Origin of the sequence: Komagataeibacter oboediens (assembly GCF_003207815.1) — a bacterium.
Taxonomy (GTDB): Bacteria; Pseudomonadota; Alphaproteobacteria; order Acetobacterales; family Acetobacteraceae; genus Komagataeibacter; species Komagataeibacter oboediens.
In genome coordinates, this window is the sequence record NZ_NKTX01000011.1 from 34,443 (window position 1) to 47,604 (window position 13,162).

14 protein-coding genes are annotated in these 13,162 nt (G+C 64.5%); 7 read left to right on the top strand and 7 right to left on the bottom strand.

Translation table 11 applies throughout. The annotated features are described in order from the left end of the window. Nucleotides 1-4: 4 nt before the first annotated feature. From CFR80_RS07335 to CFR80_RS07360, 6 genes are all read right to left on the bottom strand, one after another. Nucleotides 5-1,357 carry an alpha,alpha-trehalose-phosphate synthase (UDP-forming) gene (locus tag CFR80_RS07335; protein WP_010514649.1) on the bottom strand — a complete coding sequence of 451 codons (1,353 nt, stop codon included), beginning with the start codon at nucleotides 1,355-1,357 and terminating at the stop codon, nucleotides 5-7. Continuing rightward, complete coding sequence (gene otsB / locus CFR80_RS07340) at nucleotides 1,345-2,100, bottom strand: trehalose-phosphatase (RefSeq protein WP_010514647.1); 756 nt, start codon at nucleotides 2,098-2,100, stop codon at nucleotides 1,345-1,347. The genes CFR80_RS07335 and otsB overlap by 13 nt, the downstream gene beginning before the upstream one ends. A 96-nt stretch (nucleotides 2,101-2,196) precedes the next feature. Next, a complete protein-coding gene (locus tag CFR80_RS07345) occupies nucleotides 2,197-2,847 on the bottom strand; it encodes a DUF2155 domain-containing protein (RefSeq protein WP_110507196.1) in 651 nt (216 codons plus the stop codon). Further along, nucleotides 2,844-3,074, bottom strand: a complete 231-nt coding sequence (locus CFR80_RS07350; protein WP_010514645.1) for a hypothetical protein — start codon at nucleotides 3,072-3,074, stop codon at nucleotides 2,844-2,846. Before CFR80_RS07350 ends, CFR80_RS07345 begins: the two co-directional genes overlap by 4 nt. Further along, nucleotides 3,071-3,613, bottom strand: a complete 543-nt coding sequence (mlaD, locus tag CFR80_RS07355) for an outer membrane lipid asymmetry maintenance protein MlaD (protein WP_010514644.1) — start codon at nucleotides 3,611-3,613, stop codon at nucleotides 3,071-3,073. The genes CFR80_RS07350 and mlaD overlap by 4 nt, the downstream gene beginning before the upstream one ends. 59 nt (nucleotides 3,614-3,672) lie before the next feature. Next, nucleotides 3,673-4,041 carry an NADH-ubiquinone oxidoreductase subunit NDUFA12 family protein gene (locus CFR80_RS07360; RefSeq protein ID WP_010514643.1) on the bottom strand — a complete coding sequence of 123 codons (369 nt, stop codon included), beginning with the start codon at nucleotides 4,039-4,041 and terminating at the stop codon, nucleotides 3,673-3,675. Nucleotides 4,042-4,357: 316 nt separating this feature from the next. Here CFR80_RS07360 and CFR80_RS07365 point away from each other — a divergent pair, with 316 nt between their 5' ends. The 5 genes from CFR80_RS07365 (at nucleotide 4,358) to CFR80_RS07385 (ending at nucleotide 11,023) form a co-directional block, all read left to right on the top strand. Next, nucleotides 4,358-5,953, top strand: coding sequence for a TSCPD domain-containing protein (locus CFR80_RS07365; protein WP_029329504.1), 1,596 nt, complete (start codon nucleotides 4,358-4,360; stop codon nucleotides 5,951-5,953). 52 nt (nucleotides 5,954-6,005) lie between these two features. Beyond that, complete coding sequence (locus CFR80_RS07370) at nucleotides 6,006-6,473, top strand: RidA family protein (protein WP_010514641.1); 468 nt, start codon at nucleotides 6,006-6,008, stop codon at nucleotides 6,471-6,473. A gap of 77 nt (nucleotides 6,474-6,550) precedes the next feature. Then, nucleotides 6,551-7,705 (top strand): GNAT family N-acetyltransferase, encoded by a 1,155-nt coding sequence (locus tag CFR80_RS07375; RefSeq protein ID WP_010514640.1) that lies wholly within the window; start codon nucleotides 6,551-6,553, stop codon nucleotides 7,703-7,705. Between the two features lie 106 nt (nucleotides 7,706-7,811). Then, nucleotides 7,812-8,798 carry a zinc-dependent alcohol dehydrogenase family protein gene (locus CFR80_RS07380; protein WP_010514639.1) on the top strand — a complete coding sequence of 329 codons (987 nt, stop codon included), beginning with the start codon at nucleotides 7,812-7,814 and terminating at the stop codon, nucleotides 8,796-8,798. A 461-nt stretch (nucleotides 8,799-9,259) separates the two neighbouring features. After that, nucleotides 9,260-11,023, top strand: a complete 1,764-nt coding sequence (locus tag CFR80_RS07385) for a DEAD/DEAH box helicase (RefSeq protein ID WP_010514638.1) — start codon at nucleotides 9,260-9,262, stop codon at nucleotides 11,021-11,023. Between the two features lie 395 nt (nucleotides 11,024-11,418). Here the strand turns inward: CFR80_RS07385 and CFR80_RS07395 are convergent, their stop codons facing one another. Further along, a complete protein-coding gene (locus CFR80_RS07395; protein ID WP_010514635.1) occupies nucleotides 11,419-11,928 on the bottom strand; it encodes a hypothetical protein in 510 nt (169 codons plus the stop codon). Nucleotides 11,929-12,230: 302 nt separating this feature from the next. On the opposite strand from CFR80_RS07395, the gene CFR80_RS07400 reads away from it, so the two are divergent. Together CFR80_RS07400 and CFR80_RS07405 are read left to right on the top strand one after the other, a co-directional pair. Continuing rightward, entirely contained in the window at nucleotides 12,231-12,449 is a 219-nt protein-coding gene (locus CFR80_RS07400) for a hypothetical protein (protein WP_010514634.1), read from the top strand. Continuing rightward, nucleotides 12,446-13,117, top strand: coding sequence for a helix-turn-helix transcriptional regulator (locus CFR80_RS07405; protein ID WP_010514633.1), 672 nt, complete (start codon nucleotides 12,446-12,448; stop codon nucleotides 13,115-13,117). The genes CFR80_RS07400 and CFR80_RS07405 overlap by 4 nt, the downstream gene beginning before the upstream one ends. The last annotated feature ends 45 nt before the right edge of the window (nucleotides 13,118-13,162 follow it).

Below are 13,162 nucleotides of genomic sequence, written 5' to 3' on the forward strand. Positions count from 1 at the left end.
CTGGCTACGATCGGTCCACGACGGGCGCTGCCTGCAACGCGCGCATGAAATCAGCGGCCCAGCTTACGGCTGTCGTGCTGCTGACCTCGCGCTCCAGCGCCTGCCAGCGCGTGCGGCGTTCCGCAAGGCCCATCGTCAGCGCCTCATGCAGGGCATCGGCGATCTCATCGGGATCATACGGATTGACCAGGATGCCTTCGTCCATTTCCGGCGCGGCACCCGCGAAATGCGACAGGATCAGCACGCCCGGATTGGCCGGGTCCTGCGCCGCCACGTATTCCTTGGCAACAAGATTCATGCCATCGCGCAGGGGCGTGATCAGGGCGGCTTCCGCCCGGCGGTAGAACCCGGCCAGAACCTCACGCGGAAGCGGGCGGGTGATGTAGCGGATGGGCGTCCAATCGAATTCGGAATACGCACCGTTGATCCGCCCGGTCAGTTCGTCAAGCTGGCGGCGCAGCTGGCGGTATTCCTCCACACTGCCCCGGGAAATGGGAGCGACCTGCAGAAACGTCACCTTGCCACGATGTTCGGGATAGCGGGCCAGCAGCGCCTCATAACCACGAAAGCGTTCGGGCAGGCCCTTGGAATAGTCCAGCCGGTCCACGCCCAGCACCAGCTTGGCACCGCGCAGGCTGCCTTCCAGGCGCTCGACCTCCGGTCCCTGCATGCTTTTTTCCGCCTGCGCGCGGAACTCATCGGGATCAATGCCAATGGGAAATGCCTCCCCACGCGGCGGCAGGCCGTTGACTTCCAGCGAGTGATTCAGGTTCTCGGCATCCTCGGGGGTCTGCACGCCCACCAGGTCATAGCTCTGCATATCCTCAAGCAGCAGCTCCGCGCCTGGCAGGGAGCGCACGAGGCTCCATGGCGGAAAGGGAATATGCAGGAAGAACCCGATCCGGCATTTCACCCCCAGATCCCGCAGCGCCTGCCCCAGCGGGAACAGGTGGTAATCATGCACCCATATCACGTCATCGGGCCGCAGCAGCGGCAGCAGGGTGCGCGCGAACATGGCGTTGACCGCAAGGTAGGTTTCCCAGTCCGTGCGGGAATAGTTCATCAGCCCCACGCGGTAGTGAAACAGCGGCCACAGGATGCCGTTGGAGAAATTCTGGTAAAACCCCTCATACTGCAGCGGGGTCAGGTCAATGGTGGCGTAGGTGACGTTATCAACCCGGTCCAGCCGGGGCACCGGATCACCGCCATGCAGCTGCACCTGCTTGCCTGACCAGCCGAACCACAGCGATTCCCCTTCGCGCAGCGCATCTTTCAGCCCGACGGCCAGACCGCCTGCGGGCTGGCTGCGTTCACGCGGGGACGGGACGCGGTTGGATACAATAATCAGTCGCCCCATGTGTCCCCGCCCCCCTGTGCCAGTTGCGCAAGCCAGCCACGGAAGGCCGCGGGATCAGGGAAATCAGCCGGGATACGGAAACCGACCCCGCCCAGATGCACCGCCATGCGGATGCCGTCTTCATCCGTCACATCATCGCCCACGAAAATCGGGGCCCGCCCGGCAAATGGCGCGCTTTTCATCAGCACTTCCACCGCATGACCCTTGTCTATGCCCGCGGGGCGGATTTCCCACGCCATCTTGGCCGCCTGCACGTGAAAGGCGCCATTGGTCGCAGCGACCCAGTCATCCGCGATTTTGCCCAGTTCCGGACCCGCATCTGGCGCGCCCCGGTAATGCAGCACCAGCCCCGCCTTCTTGCGTTCGATCCGCACGCCGGGATGGGCATGGGCCAGCCTGTCAGCCTGTTCGATCCATGCGGCAGGCACCGGCGGCAAAGGCGCACGTTCAATGGCCTGCCCCGGCGCATGACGGATGGCGATGCCATGTTCACCCGCCACGGCATAGGGCACGTCACCCAGAAAATGGTCGATCTGGTCAATGGGCCGTCCCGAAATCACGGCCAGTGCATTGCCGCACCTGTCACGCAGGCGCCTGAGCGTATCGAGCAGGCCGGGCGCCACCACCACGGATTCAGGCGTGGGGGCGATATCAACCAGCGTACCATCAAAATCCAGCAGGAATGCCGCGCGTGCAGGCGGAGGCAGCCGATCGAGCGAAGGAAAGGAAGGTATCTTGCTCATGATGGGTCTAGCCTCCGGCAAAGCTGGGGAATACGCAAGCCCGGAACCATACCGGACAGGCGGACAGCATTGATACGATACAAATTAAACTATTATCTAATGCAGCATTAGCGGGGCTGCCCCCTCATCCCCCGGATCAGGGGCAGGCGGCGTGGGCAGCGGCGGCGAGGCCGGGGGCGCCACGGTCGGGGCCTGCGTGGGCGACATCGGCTGCGGCGCATCCGGCACGGCCGTGCCCGGCGCGGGCGACGGGGCCGTGCCGCCAGCCGCCGGGACCGGGCTGCCATCAGCCCCCACGCCGGGGGCCGCCACGGTTGCAAGCGGGGGTGGCACGGGGGCTACCGCATCGCCGCTGCATCCCGCAAGCTGTACATCATAAAGCGGGTTCTGGAACACGCCGGTCGCGGGTTCGTCGATCGCCATCCATCCCTGAAAGGCCGCCATGCCTTCATGCGCGTCGTGCACTTCCATCCATGCGGCGCTGTCCGCAGGCAGGGTGGGCGGCCGCTGCAGGCATGACGTGGCATGCAGCGTCAGGCTTTTATAGGTGACGTCCTGTCCCGTGGGGATGTCGAGCATCTGGATATGGGCATCCAGCTTGTCCAGCACCCGCACCGTGGCGATGGACCGCCCCTGCCACGTATCGGGCGGATACATCGCGGGCGGGGCCAGCCATTCGACCGCATGGGCGCAGGCGGGCAGTCCGGACAGCAGGACGGCGGGCAGGCAGCGCAGGAGACGCCTCATGCCTTGGGGCTCCGCAATCCACCCACAAGGTCAAGCAGGATCTGGCGCATTGCCGCCTCATCCACGCCCATCAGGATCGCATCTTCGAACGCGTCACGTAGAATACCCTGCAATTCCGTATAATTTTCCTGCAATATCAGCAATTTATCCCGGCATGACACCGGCGTGCCATCGGATTGCGGCCAGACCTTCGGCATCCCCGCGCTGGCGTCCGCATCATGGCTCATGGGGTGTCTCCGTCCGCAGGGGGCTGCGCAGGCCGGGAAGCCTGTGCCTTGTCCTGCCGGGCCTTGGTCAGCGTATCGGTGACGGAAAAGATGAACTTGCTCAGCAACTGTTCAAGGCTGATCGCGCCCTGCGTCTGGCCGATCGTGCCGCCGGGGGCCAGCATCTTCTCATCCCCACCGGGGGACAGCGCGATGTATTTACCGCCCAACAGGCTGTCGCTGGTAATGATCGCCGCCGTATCATCCGGCAGTTTGATATCGGGCCGCACGGTAAAGGTGACCTGGGCTTCAAAGGTTTTGGGATCGACATGTTCATCAACCACCTGGCCCACCGTGATTCCGGCCAGCCTGACATCCGAACCGACCGACAGGCCATCTATGTGGGCAAAACCCGCGTTCAGCCGGTAGCCGCTTTCATGCGGCCGCCCCTTGTCCAGCACGGCATAGGCCAGCATGCCCGCCAGCACGGCCAGCACGGCAAATCCGGCAAGAAGTTCCGCTGGCTGACGGCCCGCTCGCCCTGAAACAGCAGCAACCATGTTGGCAATGCTTCCCCAATATCCAGTGGCGCGCACCCTAGCAGGTTACGCCACCGGTTTCATCCCTCGGGGTACCATGCCTCATAATCGCTGGTAGTTGAAGCCCGCTGCCCACCACGCACGTCGCTGCCGGGGGGGTGATACGCGGCCGCCGTTCCGGTCTGGTTGGGCTGCCACGGCCGCTGCCATGGCTGGCGCGCGCTTTCGGGCAGGGGGGCATCATCCATATGGTGCAGCCAGCCCCACCATTCGGGCGGGACGGCGGATGCGTCTTCCCCCCGGTGATAGATGACCCAGCGTTCATGACGCTTTTCCCCGCCACCGGTGCGGTTGGGGGTCCGGGCCTCATAATAGGGTCGGCCATCGGCGTCCCTGCCGACCAGCCGCCCCTTGAAACGGGTATAGATACGGGTGCCTAGATTTGCCATGACCGAAGCCTAGTCCGCCTGCCCGCGCGCGGTCCACGCGCATATGCGCGAGCGGCCGTCACATCTGCACGATCAGGCAAAACGGGCAGGGCGACAGCCCCCTCCTACGTCACCTGCCCCGCCGTGACGGACGGGATGCGCGTGACACAGCGGGACTCGATCACAGCCATCACCCTGTCGGGACCGTGGGATTTCGCCCCCCTTCCGGCCCGTCCGTACTTATCCCCCATATCCACGGTATCCAGTGGAATGTATAGTTGCGACTCCGGTCCAGACGGGTTCCGCGCGCCCTGTCCGTGCCGGTAAAACAGAAGGCATGACAGCACGAAGCCACTGGAATGGCGTGCGCATGCGTACCGTAGAGGCCGCAGCGGACCCCGACGACGCGCCACGTTCCATTACCCTGCCCGCCGACTGGGATGACACGGCAGCCGAGGCCTTGGCCCAGCTGGCCCCCGGCCATGGCCCCGCCAGCCTGCCGGTCGAGGCCGCGCGATGGATAGACGACCTGTGTACCGGTGAAATATCCGGCCCCACGGTCCAGCCCGTCGCGCGCACGCTGTCGTGCCTGCTGCTGATGCGGCAGGCCGCGCCAGCGGACAGCCTGTGGCACGGGCACCATGACCGCAGGCCCGCCTTCGTGGTCAACCTTGCGGCCTTTGTCGAAGCCGATAACGGGTTCATGGCCACCGATTTCGTCGCGGCCCTGCGCCTGCTGGCCCGCGTGCTGCGCGCGGTGTCGCGACAGAAGCAGCATATGCGCAATGGCGAACTGCCACTGCCCGACCCGTCAGGCGGGGCCACGCCCCACCTGCGCGCCGTCCCCGCCCCCGTCGTGGCCGACCTGCATGAACGTCCGCCGGTGGCTGGCGCCATCCTGCTGACCAACCTTGATGCCTGCCTGGCCGGGCTGGGGCTGGATTATGACAGCGAAGCCGGGCGAGACGCGGCATGCAGCATCGTGGCCCTTGCCACCCTTGTCGCCCATTCCGGCGAGGGCGCGGACGCCATGCCGCTGCCGCCCGTGCGCAGCATCCTGCCCGGCGTCAGCCAGATCGCCCGCGCGGTGTGGCAGGAAGCCGCGGTCGAGACCGACCACCCTGCCGCGCGCGTTGAAACCGGTTTTTCCACGCCCGGCCCGATCGATGCGCTGCTGGGGGTGGAATCGTGCGGGCTTGCCCCCGTTTTCTCCCCGCTGCGCGCCGACGGGCGGCTGGCCACCAGCACGCTGGCGCGGCTTGCGTGCCGGGGGCTGACGCTGGAGGCCGCCTTTGCCGCGACACTGGCGGGGGAGACCGTGCTGCCATTACCCGGTGCCGCGTCGCATCAGGCCATGCACCGCGCGCTCAGCGGGTTCGTGGACCGCGTGCCCGCACGCCCCGACGCCACGCGCGACACACTGGCCACCCGCGCAGGTCTGGAACGCGGCGTGCGCCGTCCCCTGCCCGCACGCCATGGCGGCTTTACCCAGAAGGCCAGCGTGGGCGGCCACCGGCTGTTCCTGCGCACGGGGGAATATGCCGACGGGTCGCTGGGGGAAATCAGCCTGACCCCCACGCGCGAAAGCCCGATGGTACGTGGCCTTATGGATACGCTGGGGCAGGCTGTCAGTATCGGCCTGCAATACGGCGCACCGCTGGAAAGCTATGTCGAGGCCTTCGCCTATACCCATTTCGGCCCGGCCGGCACGGTGGAAGGCGACCCGGTTGCGTCCTACGCGACATCCATGCTGGACTATGCCTTCCGGGCGCTTTCAGATGCCTATCTGGGACGCAGGCTGCCCGATGCCCCGCATGAGGACATGATGGTGGACACCCCCGCCCCCATGCTGCCGCTTGACCTGCCTGAATCCGGCAATGACGATGGCGATGACACACCCCCACGGCGGCGCGGGCTGCGACTGGTCGGCTGACGCACCGGCCCGTGCGCCCTGTCGCCCCTGACAACGTAAGGATGAACCCGATATGCCTGACATCACCCCCGAACAGCGCCTGAAGCAGCTTGGCATTGTCCTGCCCACCCCTGCCGCCCCGGTGGCGAATTATGTCGCGGCCGTCCTCAGCGGGTCCTCGCTTGTGGTATCGGGGCAGCTGCCGCTGGTGGATGGCAAGCTGCTGACCACGGGCAAGCTGGGCGACAGTGTCGCCGTTGAACTGGCGGTCGAAGCCGCGCGCTACAGCATGATCAACGTGATCGCGCAGGTGAAGGCCACGATTGGCGACCTGTCGCGCGTGAAGCGCGTGGTGCGTCTGGGCGGGTTCATTGCCTGCACGCCGGACTTTACGCAGCATGCCGCCGTGATGAATGGCGCGTCCGACCTGGCGGTGGCGGTGTTTGGTGATGCGGGCCGTCATGCGCGCTCCACCGTGGGCGTGCCGTCGCTGCCGCTCGATTCGGCTGTTGAAGTGGAAGGCCTGTTCGAAATAGGCTGAGACAAAGCCCCACAACATAAAAGGGAGCCTGTCATGACCCCAACGCCCCACGCGGTTTGTCCACTGGCGCGCCCGTCATGACCGGCACCACCATGATCCTGCACCGCAGGATTGCCGAAATCCCGGCACAGGAATGGGATGCCTGCGCCGGGGATGACAACCCGTTTGTCAGCCATGCCTTCCTGTCCGCGCTGGAAGACAGCGGGTCCACCGGGCCACAGACCGGCTGGATGCCCCAGCACCTTGCCCTGCGCGACGGGACAGGCCGCCTGCTGGCGGTCGCCCCGCTATATGCCAAGGGTCATTCCTACGGCGAATATGTATTCGACCAGCAATGGGCGCAGGCCTTCATGCAGGCGGGCGGGCAGTATTACCCAAAGCTGCAGGTGGCTGTCCCGTTCTCCCCCGTGCCGGGGCCGCGCCTGCTGGTGCACAGGGACGCACCGGATGCCGATGTCCTGCGCCAGCTTGCGGGCCGTGCGTTACGTCAGGCCTGTGGGGAACTGGACCTGTCTTCGGTCCATGTCACGTTCTGCACGCAGCATGAATATGACCTGCTGGGACAGACCGGATGGTTGCAGCGCCTTGGGGTGCAGTACCACTGGGACAACTGCGACTATACCAGTTTTGACGATTTCCTGGACACGCTTGCCTCGCGCAAGCGCAAGGCCATCCGCCGGGAACGGCGCGACGCCAATGCCTGTGGCCTGACGTTCCATACCTGTCGCGGCACGGACATCACCGATGCCCTGTGGCATGATTTCTATCAGTTCTACCTGTCCACCGTGGACCGCAAATGGGGCAGCGCCTACCTGCAGCCCGGCTTTTTTCCGCTGCTGTCACAACGGCTGGGGGACCGGGTGGTGCTGATGATCGCAAAACGTGATGGTGTGCCGGTGGCGGGTGCGCTCAACCTCATAGGACGCACCACCCTGTATGGCCGCAACTGGGGACGGGTGGAGGGGGACTGGCCCTTCCTGCATTTTGAACTGTGTTATTACCGCGCCATCGACTTCGCCATCGCCCATGGGCTGAAACGGGTGGAGGCAGGCGCACAGGGCGACCACAAGCTGCAGCGCGGCTACCGTCCGTGCCTGACCCATTCAGTCCACTGGATCAGCCATCCCGGCCTGCGCGAGGCGGTTGCCGGATTCCTGCACCATGAACGCGCCGCCATCCAGGCCGAACTGCCCGCGCTGGATGCCATGACCCCATACCGCTCCGGGTTGTGATGGATGTGATGATGCATGTCATGCCGCATTGAACGGCGGGCGTGATAGCGTAGCGCATTGATCGGCGGCCCGCAGGCCGCACCCTGACAGCCAAGGAGCGGACCCCATGTACGCAATGCGACTGCTTGCCCCCCATACCCCCCTGCAATGGACCGAACTGCCCGATCCCATGCCGGGACCGGGGCAGATCCGCGTGAAGGTGGGGGCGTGTGGCGTGTGCCGCACGGACCTGCATGTGGTGGATGCGGACCTGCCCTTTCCCGGCCATGCGCTGACGCCGGGGCACGAAATCGTGGGCCGGATCGATGCCATCGGCCCGAATGTGGAAGGTCTGCACATGGGCCAGCGCGTGGGCATTCCGTGGCTGGGCCATACCTGTGGCTGCTGCCATTACTGTGAAACCGACCACGAAAACCTGTGCGACCACCCGCTATTCACCGGCTACACGCGCGATGGCGGGTATGCCACCATGGCGGTGGCGGATGCGCATTTCACCTTCCCCCTGCCCGATGGCGATGACGACGTGGCAACGGCCCCGCTGCTCTGCGCGGGGCTGATCGGCTGGCGGTCGCTGGTCATGGCGGGCAAGGAGGCGCGCAGTATCGGGCTGTACGGTTTCGGGGCTGCGGCCCACATCATTGCGCAGGTGGCGGTGTGGCAGGGGCGCTCGGTCTATGCCTTTACCCGTCCGGGCGATACGAAAACGCAGGAATTCGCCCGGTCGCTGGGGTGTGTCTGGGCAGGTGGATCGGACGAGATGCCGCCTGAACAGCTGGATGCCACCATCATCTTCGCCCCGGTGGGCGCGCTGGTGCCTGCGGCGCTGAAGGCCGTGCACAAGGCCGGTCGTGTGGTGTGCGCGGGCATCCACATGAGTGAGATCCCCGCCTTTTCCTATGACCTGCTGTGGGAGGAACGGCAGATCGTCTCGGTCGCGAACCTCACACGGCAGGATGGCATCGATTTCCTTGAACTGGTGCCGCGCGTGGGCATACGCACCACGACAACCCCCTATCCGCTGAAAGAGGCCAACAGGGCGCTGGATGACCTGCGCCATGGCCGGTTTGAAGGGGCCGCGGTGCTGGTACCCTGACCGGACGCCGCAACCCGGCGGGCGGGGCCATGGCCGGAGCGGGTATTTTTCCACCTTGGAACCGCCTGCATGTTTTCAGGAAACCTGAAAATAACTTATTGATAAATAATATTAAAATGTTTCAGGCGTCGCCTTTGCCCAGAAAGGCAACGCTCCCTGAAGCAATGTGCAGGAAGTTTCCCCATGACTGCCCGATGTGCCCCGGGCAGGCTTTTCAGGCAGCCTGCGGCACATAGCAGCGCAGGTAGGCTGAAGGGGGCGGGTGTCACCCATGCGGAAAATATCCCCCGAAAGGGATCGGGAAGCGTCGCAAAAACGGCCCGGCCATTATTAATTCTGGCTTTTGGGGCAATCATTCTTTATGCACCGGCCTTCTCCCCTGACGCATGAACACGGCCGGCGGCCAGTTTCCTTCCTGCGTCGCCTGTGTTCTTCATGTTTTTGTCCGGATTGCCCGATACATGCCGTTTCCCGAAACCCACCCCGCCCTGCAACGCGCGCTGGACGAGCGTGGGTACGATAACCCCACCCCCGTCCAGACAGCCGTACTGGATGTCGCCGCCGAAGGGCGCGACCTGCTTGTTTCCGCCCAGACCGGATCGGGCAAGACCGTCGCCTTCGGCCTGGCCATGGCCGATACCCTGCTGGGTGGAGCCGAACGCTTTGGCCCGGCGGGTCCGCCGCTGGCCGTCATCATTGCGCCGACACGCGAACTGGCCATGCAGGTCACGCGTGAACTGACGTGGCTGTATGCGCCTGCTGGCGGGCGTATCGTATCGTGCATCGGCGGCATGGACGCACGGCGTGAAGCCCGCGCCCTGCAGATGGGCGCGCATATCGTGGTCGGTACGCCGGGGCGACTGTGCGATCATCAGTCGCGTGGCCGTCTGGACATGTCACAGCTGCGCGTGGTCGTGCTGGATGAAGCGGACGAGATGCTCGACCTCGGCTTCCGGGACGAACTGGAGCAGCTGCTTGACGCCATGCCCAAGACACGGCGTACGCTGCTGTTCTCGGCCACCATCGCCAAGGAAATCGCATCGCTGGCGCGGCGTTACCAGAACGACGCCGTGCGTATCGACACCCTATCGGGCGCCAAGCAGCATGCCGATATCGAATACCGCGCCATCGTGGCCGATGCGCGCGAACTGATCCCCGCCGTTGTGAACGTACTGCGCTACACCGACAGCCAGACCACCATGGTGTTCTGCGCAACCCGTGAAATGGTGCGTCACATGCAGGCCGCGCTGGTGGAACGCGGCTTCTCCTCCGTCGCGCTGTCTGGTGAACTGGGGCAGAACGAGCGTACGCGCGCCATCGACAGCCTGCGCAAGGGTCAGGCCAATGTGTGCGTTGCAACTGACGTTGCCGCCCGTGGCATCGACATCCCCGCACTGGCGCTGGTGATCCATGCAACCCTGCCGACCGATCCCGCCACCCTGCTGCACCGTTCGGGCCGCACGGGCCGCGCGGGGCGCAAGGGCGTGTGCGTGCTGATGGTGCCCATGTCACAGCGTCGCCGTGCCGAACGCCTGATGCAGGGTGCAAAGATCACGGCAACATGGTCCGGCGTGCCGACAGCCGCCGAAATCCGCGCCAACGACGCCAAGCGCCTGCTGGCCGATCCCGTCCTGAACGAGGACGTGGCCGAAGCGGACAAGGAACTGGTTGGCCAGCTGGTTGAAGGCCGCACCAGCGAACAGCTGGCCGCTGCCCTGCTGCAGATGTACCGCGCCCGCCTGCCTGCGCCGGAAAACGTGCGTCACATCACCCCTGACGCCCCGCGTCCCCCGCGCGAACGCAGCGAGCGTGACGGCACCCGCCCCACGCGCGACAGCTACGCCAGCGCCGAACCGGGTGCCTGGTTCGCCATGAACGTGGGCCGGCAGGAAAAGGCTGATCCCAAGTGGCTGATTCCGCTGATCTGCCGCCTTGGTGGCGTGCGCAAGGCGGATATCGGTGCGATCCGCATCAACGATACCCAGACCCTGTTCGAGATTACCCCGGATTCGACCGAGAAATTCCGTTCGTGCATTGCCGCGATCGAGAATGACGAAGTGCAGATCTCACCTGCCAGCGCACCGGCTGGCGGCGCACCCCGCCGTAGCGGACCGCCGCGTGGCGGACGTCCGTTCGGGCGCAAGCCCGGCGGGGGCCGTCCCGGTGGCGGGTTTGGCGGACCGCCACGCAGTGGTGCGTCCTCACGCAAGCGTCCGCGTTCATAAACGCGGGACATGCCCCGATAAAACACGACGTGTTGCTTTCATGCCCGGCCCAGCCGGGCATGTCTGTTTTCGGCCTCCGGACAGGAGCGGATTGCCATACCCTGCCTGTGCTGCCTTGCAGACCTGCCGCCCCGGCACAACAGTCCTTGAAAACTATTCAAAAACAAATCGTTAATAAAAGTTTGTGGGTGCCGCCTTTTCCCAAAAAAGCGGCGTTCACCGAAGCTTTCTGAAAAAAGCATCACCCAGAACATTCAGTACATTTACAGGATGTTTCATAAGCCAGCTTTTCAGCCAGCCCTTACGAAAAAGGGCCCGTCCCCAAGGGGAACGGACCCTGCGACACCCTGACGGGCGGGTCCCCTACCATCGGCACGGAACCCTGCAGCACAGCCTTACTGGCTGTTGCTGCCACCAAGGAAGTTGCTGACATCGGAACCGGTCTGGCTTTTCAGGTTATCCCAGCGCTGGCGCTCTTCGCTCCCGGCATTGCGCAGGCTGTCCAGACGGTTTTTCGGGGTATTGCGAATCGCATCCAGACGGTCACGACCATTCTGGATCTTCTGGTCAACGCGGTCGCGTTCATCCGTCAGCTTCTGCTTTTCGGCATCGCGCGCGCTATCCCAACGGCCAACCGTGCTGTCATGCAGGCTGTTCATCTTGTTGTCGTAGTCCTGCTTCAGGTTCTGCGGACCATTCTTAAGCGCCTGTTCACGCTGGCTCAGGTTGTTCCGGTAGGACTGCAGACGGTTATCCGCGCAATCGCTCTGCTGCGCCACACGGCCCAGCACATCCCATTTCGGGGTATTCTGGCTGTTGTTACAGTCAGCCGCCATGGCCCCCACCGACCCGGCAACAGTTGCACCAGCCACGGACAGGGCAAGAAGATACGTATGGAATTTCATCAACAGAACCTTGGATCGATTGTTTTCTACAGCACTTTATACAAGCATAGGTCATATATCGGTCAGGAATATGACGATGCGCCCACTCTATGCCTAGATATAGTAACCAATTCCCCAATGCGTAGCGCATGCAGCACATACCTCTGTTCCTGCAGGCGCAGGGAAGGCCGCCCCGCATGGTGGACATGCCGCAATAATGCCACTATGTGAACAGGGGAAAGCACGTCTGCCTGAAATCCCGGTAACAAACCGTCGTAAAAAGGTGGCGGTGCCTGTTCCTGTTCCTTGGCGGTCCCTGTCCCATGTGGAATGAACCTTATCTTGAAACATGCTGCCGTTCGGCCCTGCACCGCCTGAAACTGAGCGGGAATGACGGCCGTCCGGCCAACGTGCCCGACGGGCCCTGCCTGCGCAGGCTGAACGAGATGGGACTGGCCCGCAGCACTGGGGCCGACCGCTTCACCCTGACCGGGGCGGGCGATGCCCGCCACCGGACCGAAATACTGAAACTGCCCGCATGATCAGCCATGACGACATCTGGCGCGCCATCGACCGGCTGGCCGCGGAACGGGGGCTGACCCCCTCCGGCCTTGCGCGGGCGGCGGGACTGGACAGCACGACCTTCAACCCGTCCAAGCGCATCACATCCTCGGGGCGGCCCCGCTGGCCCGGGACCGAAAGCCTGGCGCGCACGCTGTCGGCCACGGGCATTTCGTTTGAAGGCTTCAGCCGGCTGCTGTCCGGGCACCATGACCCCGACGCCATGGCAAAAGCCCATCATTCCCACCTGAAGATCGCCCCATTCTCACAGCTTGCCCACCCTGAACTGTTTGACGAAACCGGCCTGCCGGATGGGGAACGGTGGGAAAAGTGGGAATTCCACGGCATGGCCGATCACCATTCCTATGCCGTACATGTGGATTGCGACACCATGGAGCCGATCTTCCGCAAGGGGGGGACGCTGGTCGTCTCCCCCACCGCCGCGATCCGGGTAAATGACCGTGTCCTGCTTCACACGCCGCAGGGCACCTCATGCTGCGGGCTGGTGACGGAACGCTGGCACGACGCCCCCGTGACCGCCCCCCTGCATGAACTGGTGCGCATAAAGGGACTGGCCGCGATCGAGGGGGAGGAAATCATCGTTGATGGCGCGACCCGCATTCACCGCATCACGATGGCCTGTATGTAACATTGCGCGCAGGCGGTGATATTTTCCGTGCTACCATGACAGGTA

Excerpts from the sequence above, each read along its gene's own strand:
- CFR80_RS07385 (WP_010514638.1), top strand. The coding sequence starts at position 9,260 with ATGCCGTTTCCCGAAACCCACCCCGCCCTGCAACGCGCGCTGGACGAG.
- CFR80_RS07370 (WP_010514641.1), top strand. The coding sequence starts at position 6,006 with ATGCCTGACATCACCCCCGAACAGCGCCTGAAGCAGCTTGGCATTGTC.
- CFR80_RS07395 (WP_010514635.1), bottom strand. The coding sequence starts at position 11,928 with ATGAAATTCCATACGTATCTTCTTGCCCTGTCCGTGGCTGGTGCAACT.
- CFR80_RS07375 (WP_010514640.1), top strand. The coding sequence starts at position 6,551 with ATGACCGGCACCACCATGATCCTGCACCGCAGGATTGCCGAAATCCCG.
- CFR80_RS07380 (WP_010514639.1), top strand. The coding sequence starts at position 7,812 with ATGTACGCAATGCGACTGCTTGCCCCCCATACCCCCCTGCAATGGACC.
- CFR80_RS07365 (WP_029329504.1), top strand. The coding sequence starts at position 4,358 with ATGACAGCACGAAGCCACTGGAATGGCGTGCGCATGCGTACCGTAGAG.
- mlaD (WP_010514644.1), bottom strand. The coding sequence starts at position 3,613 with ATGGTTGCTGCTGTTTCAGGGCGAGCGGGCCGTCAGCCAGCGGAACTT.
- CFR80_RS07360 (WP_010514643.1), bottom strand. The coding sequence starts at position 4,041 with ATGGCAAATCTAGGCACCCGTATCTATACCCGTTTCAAGGGGCGGCTG.
- otsB (WP_010514647.1), bottom strand. The coding sequence starts at position 2,100 with ATGAGCAAGATACCTTCCTTTCCTTCGCTCGATCGGCTGCCTCCGCCT.
- CFR80_RS07405 (WP_010514633.1), top strand. The coding sequence starts at position 12,446 with ATGATCAGCCATGACGACATCTGGCGCGCCATCGACCGGCTGGCCGCG.
- CFR80_RS07350 (WP_010514645.1), bottom strand. The coding sequence starts at position 3,074 with ATGAGCCATGATGCGGACGCCAGCGCGGGGATGCCGAAGGTCTGGCCG.
- CFR80_RS07335 (WP_010514649.1), bottom strand. The coding sequence starts at position 1,357 with ATGGGGCGACTGATTATTGTATCCAACCGCGTCCCGTCCCCGCGTGAA.
- CFR80_RS07345 (WP_110507196.1), bottom strand. The coding sequence starts at position 2,847 with ATGAGGCGTCTCCTGCGCTGCCTGCCCGCCGTCCTGCTGTCCGGACTG.
- CFR80_RS07400 (WP_010514634.1), top strand. The coding sequence starts at position 12,231 with ATGTGGAATGAACCTTATCTTGAAACATGCTGCCGTTCGGCCCTGCAC.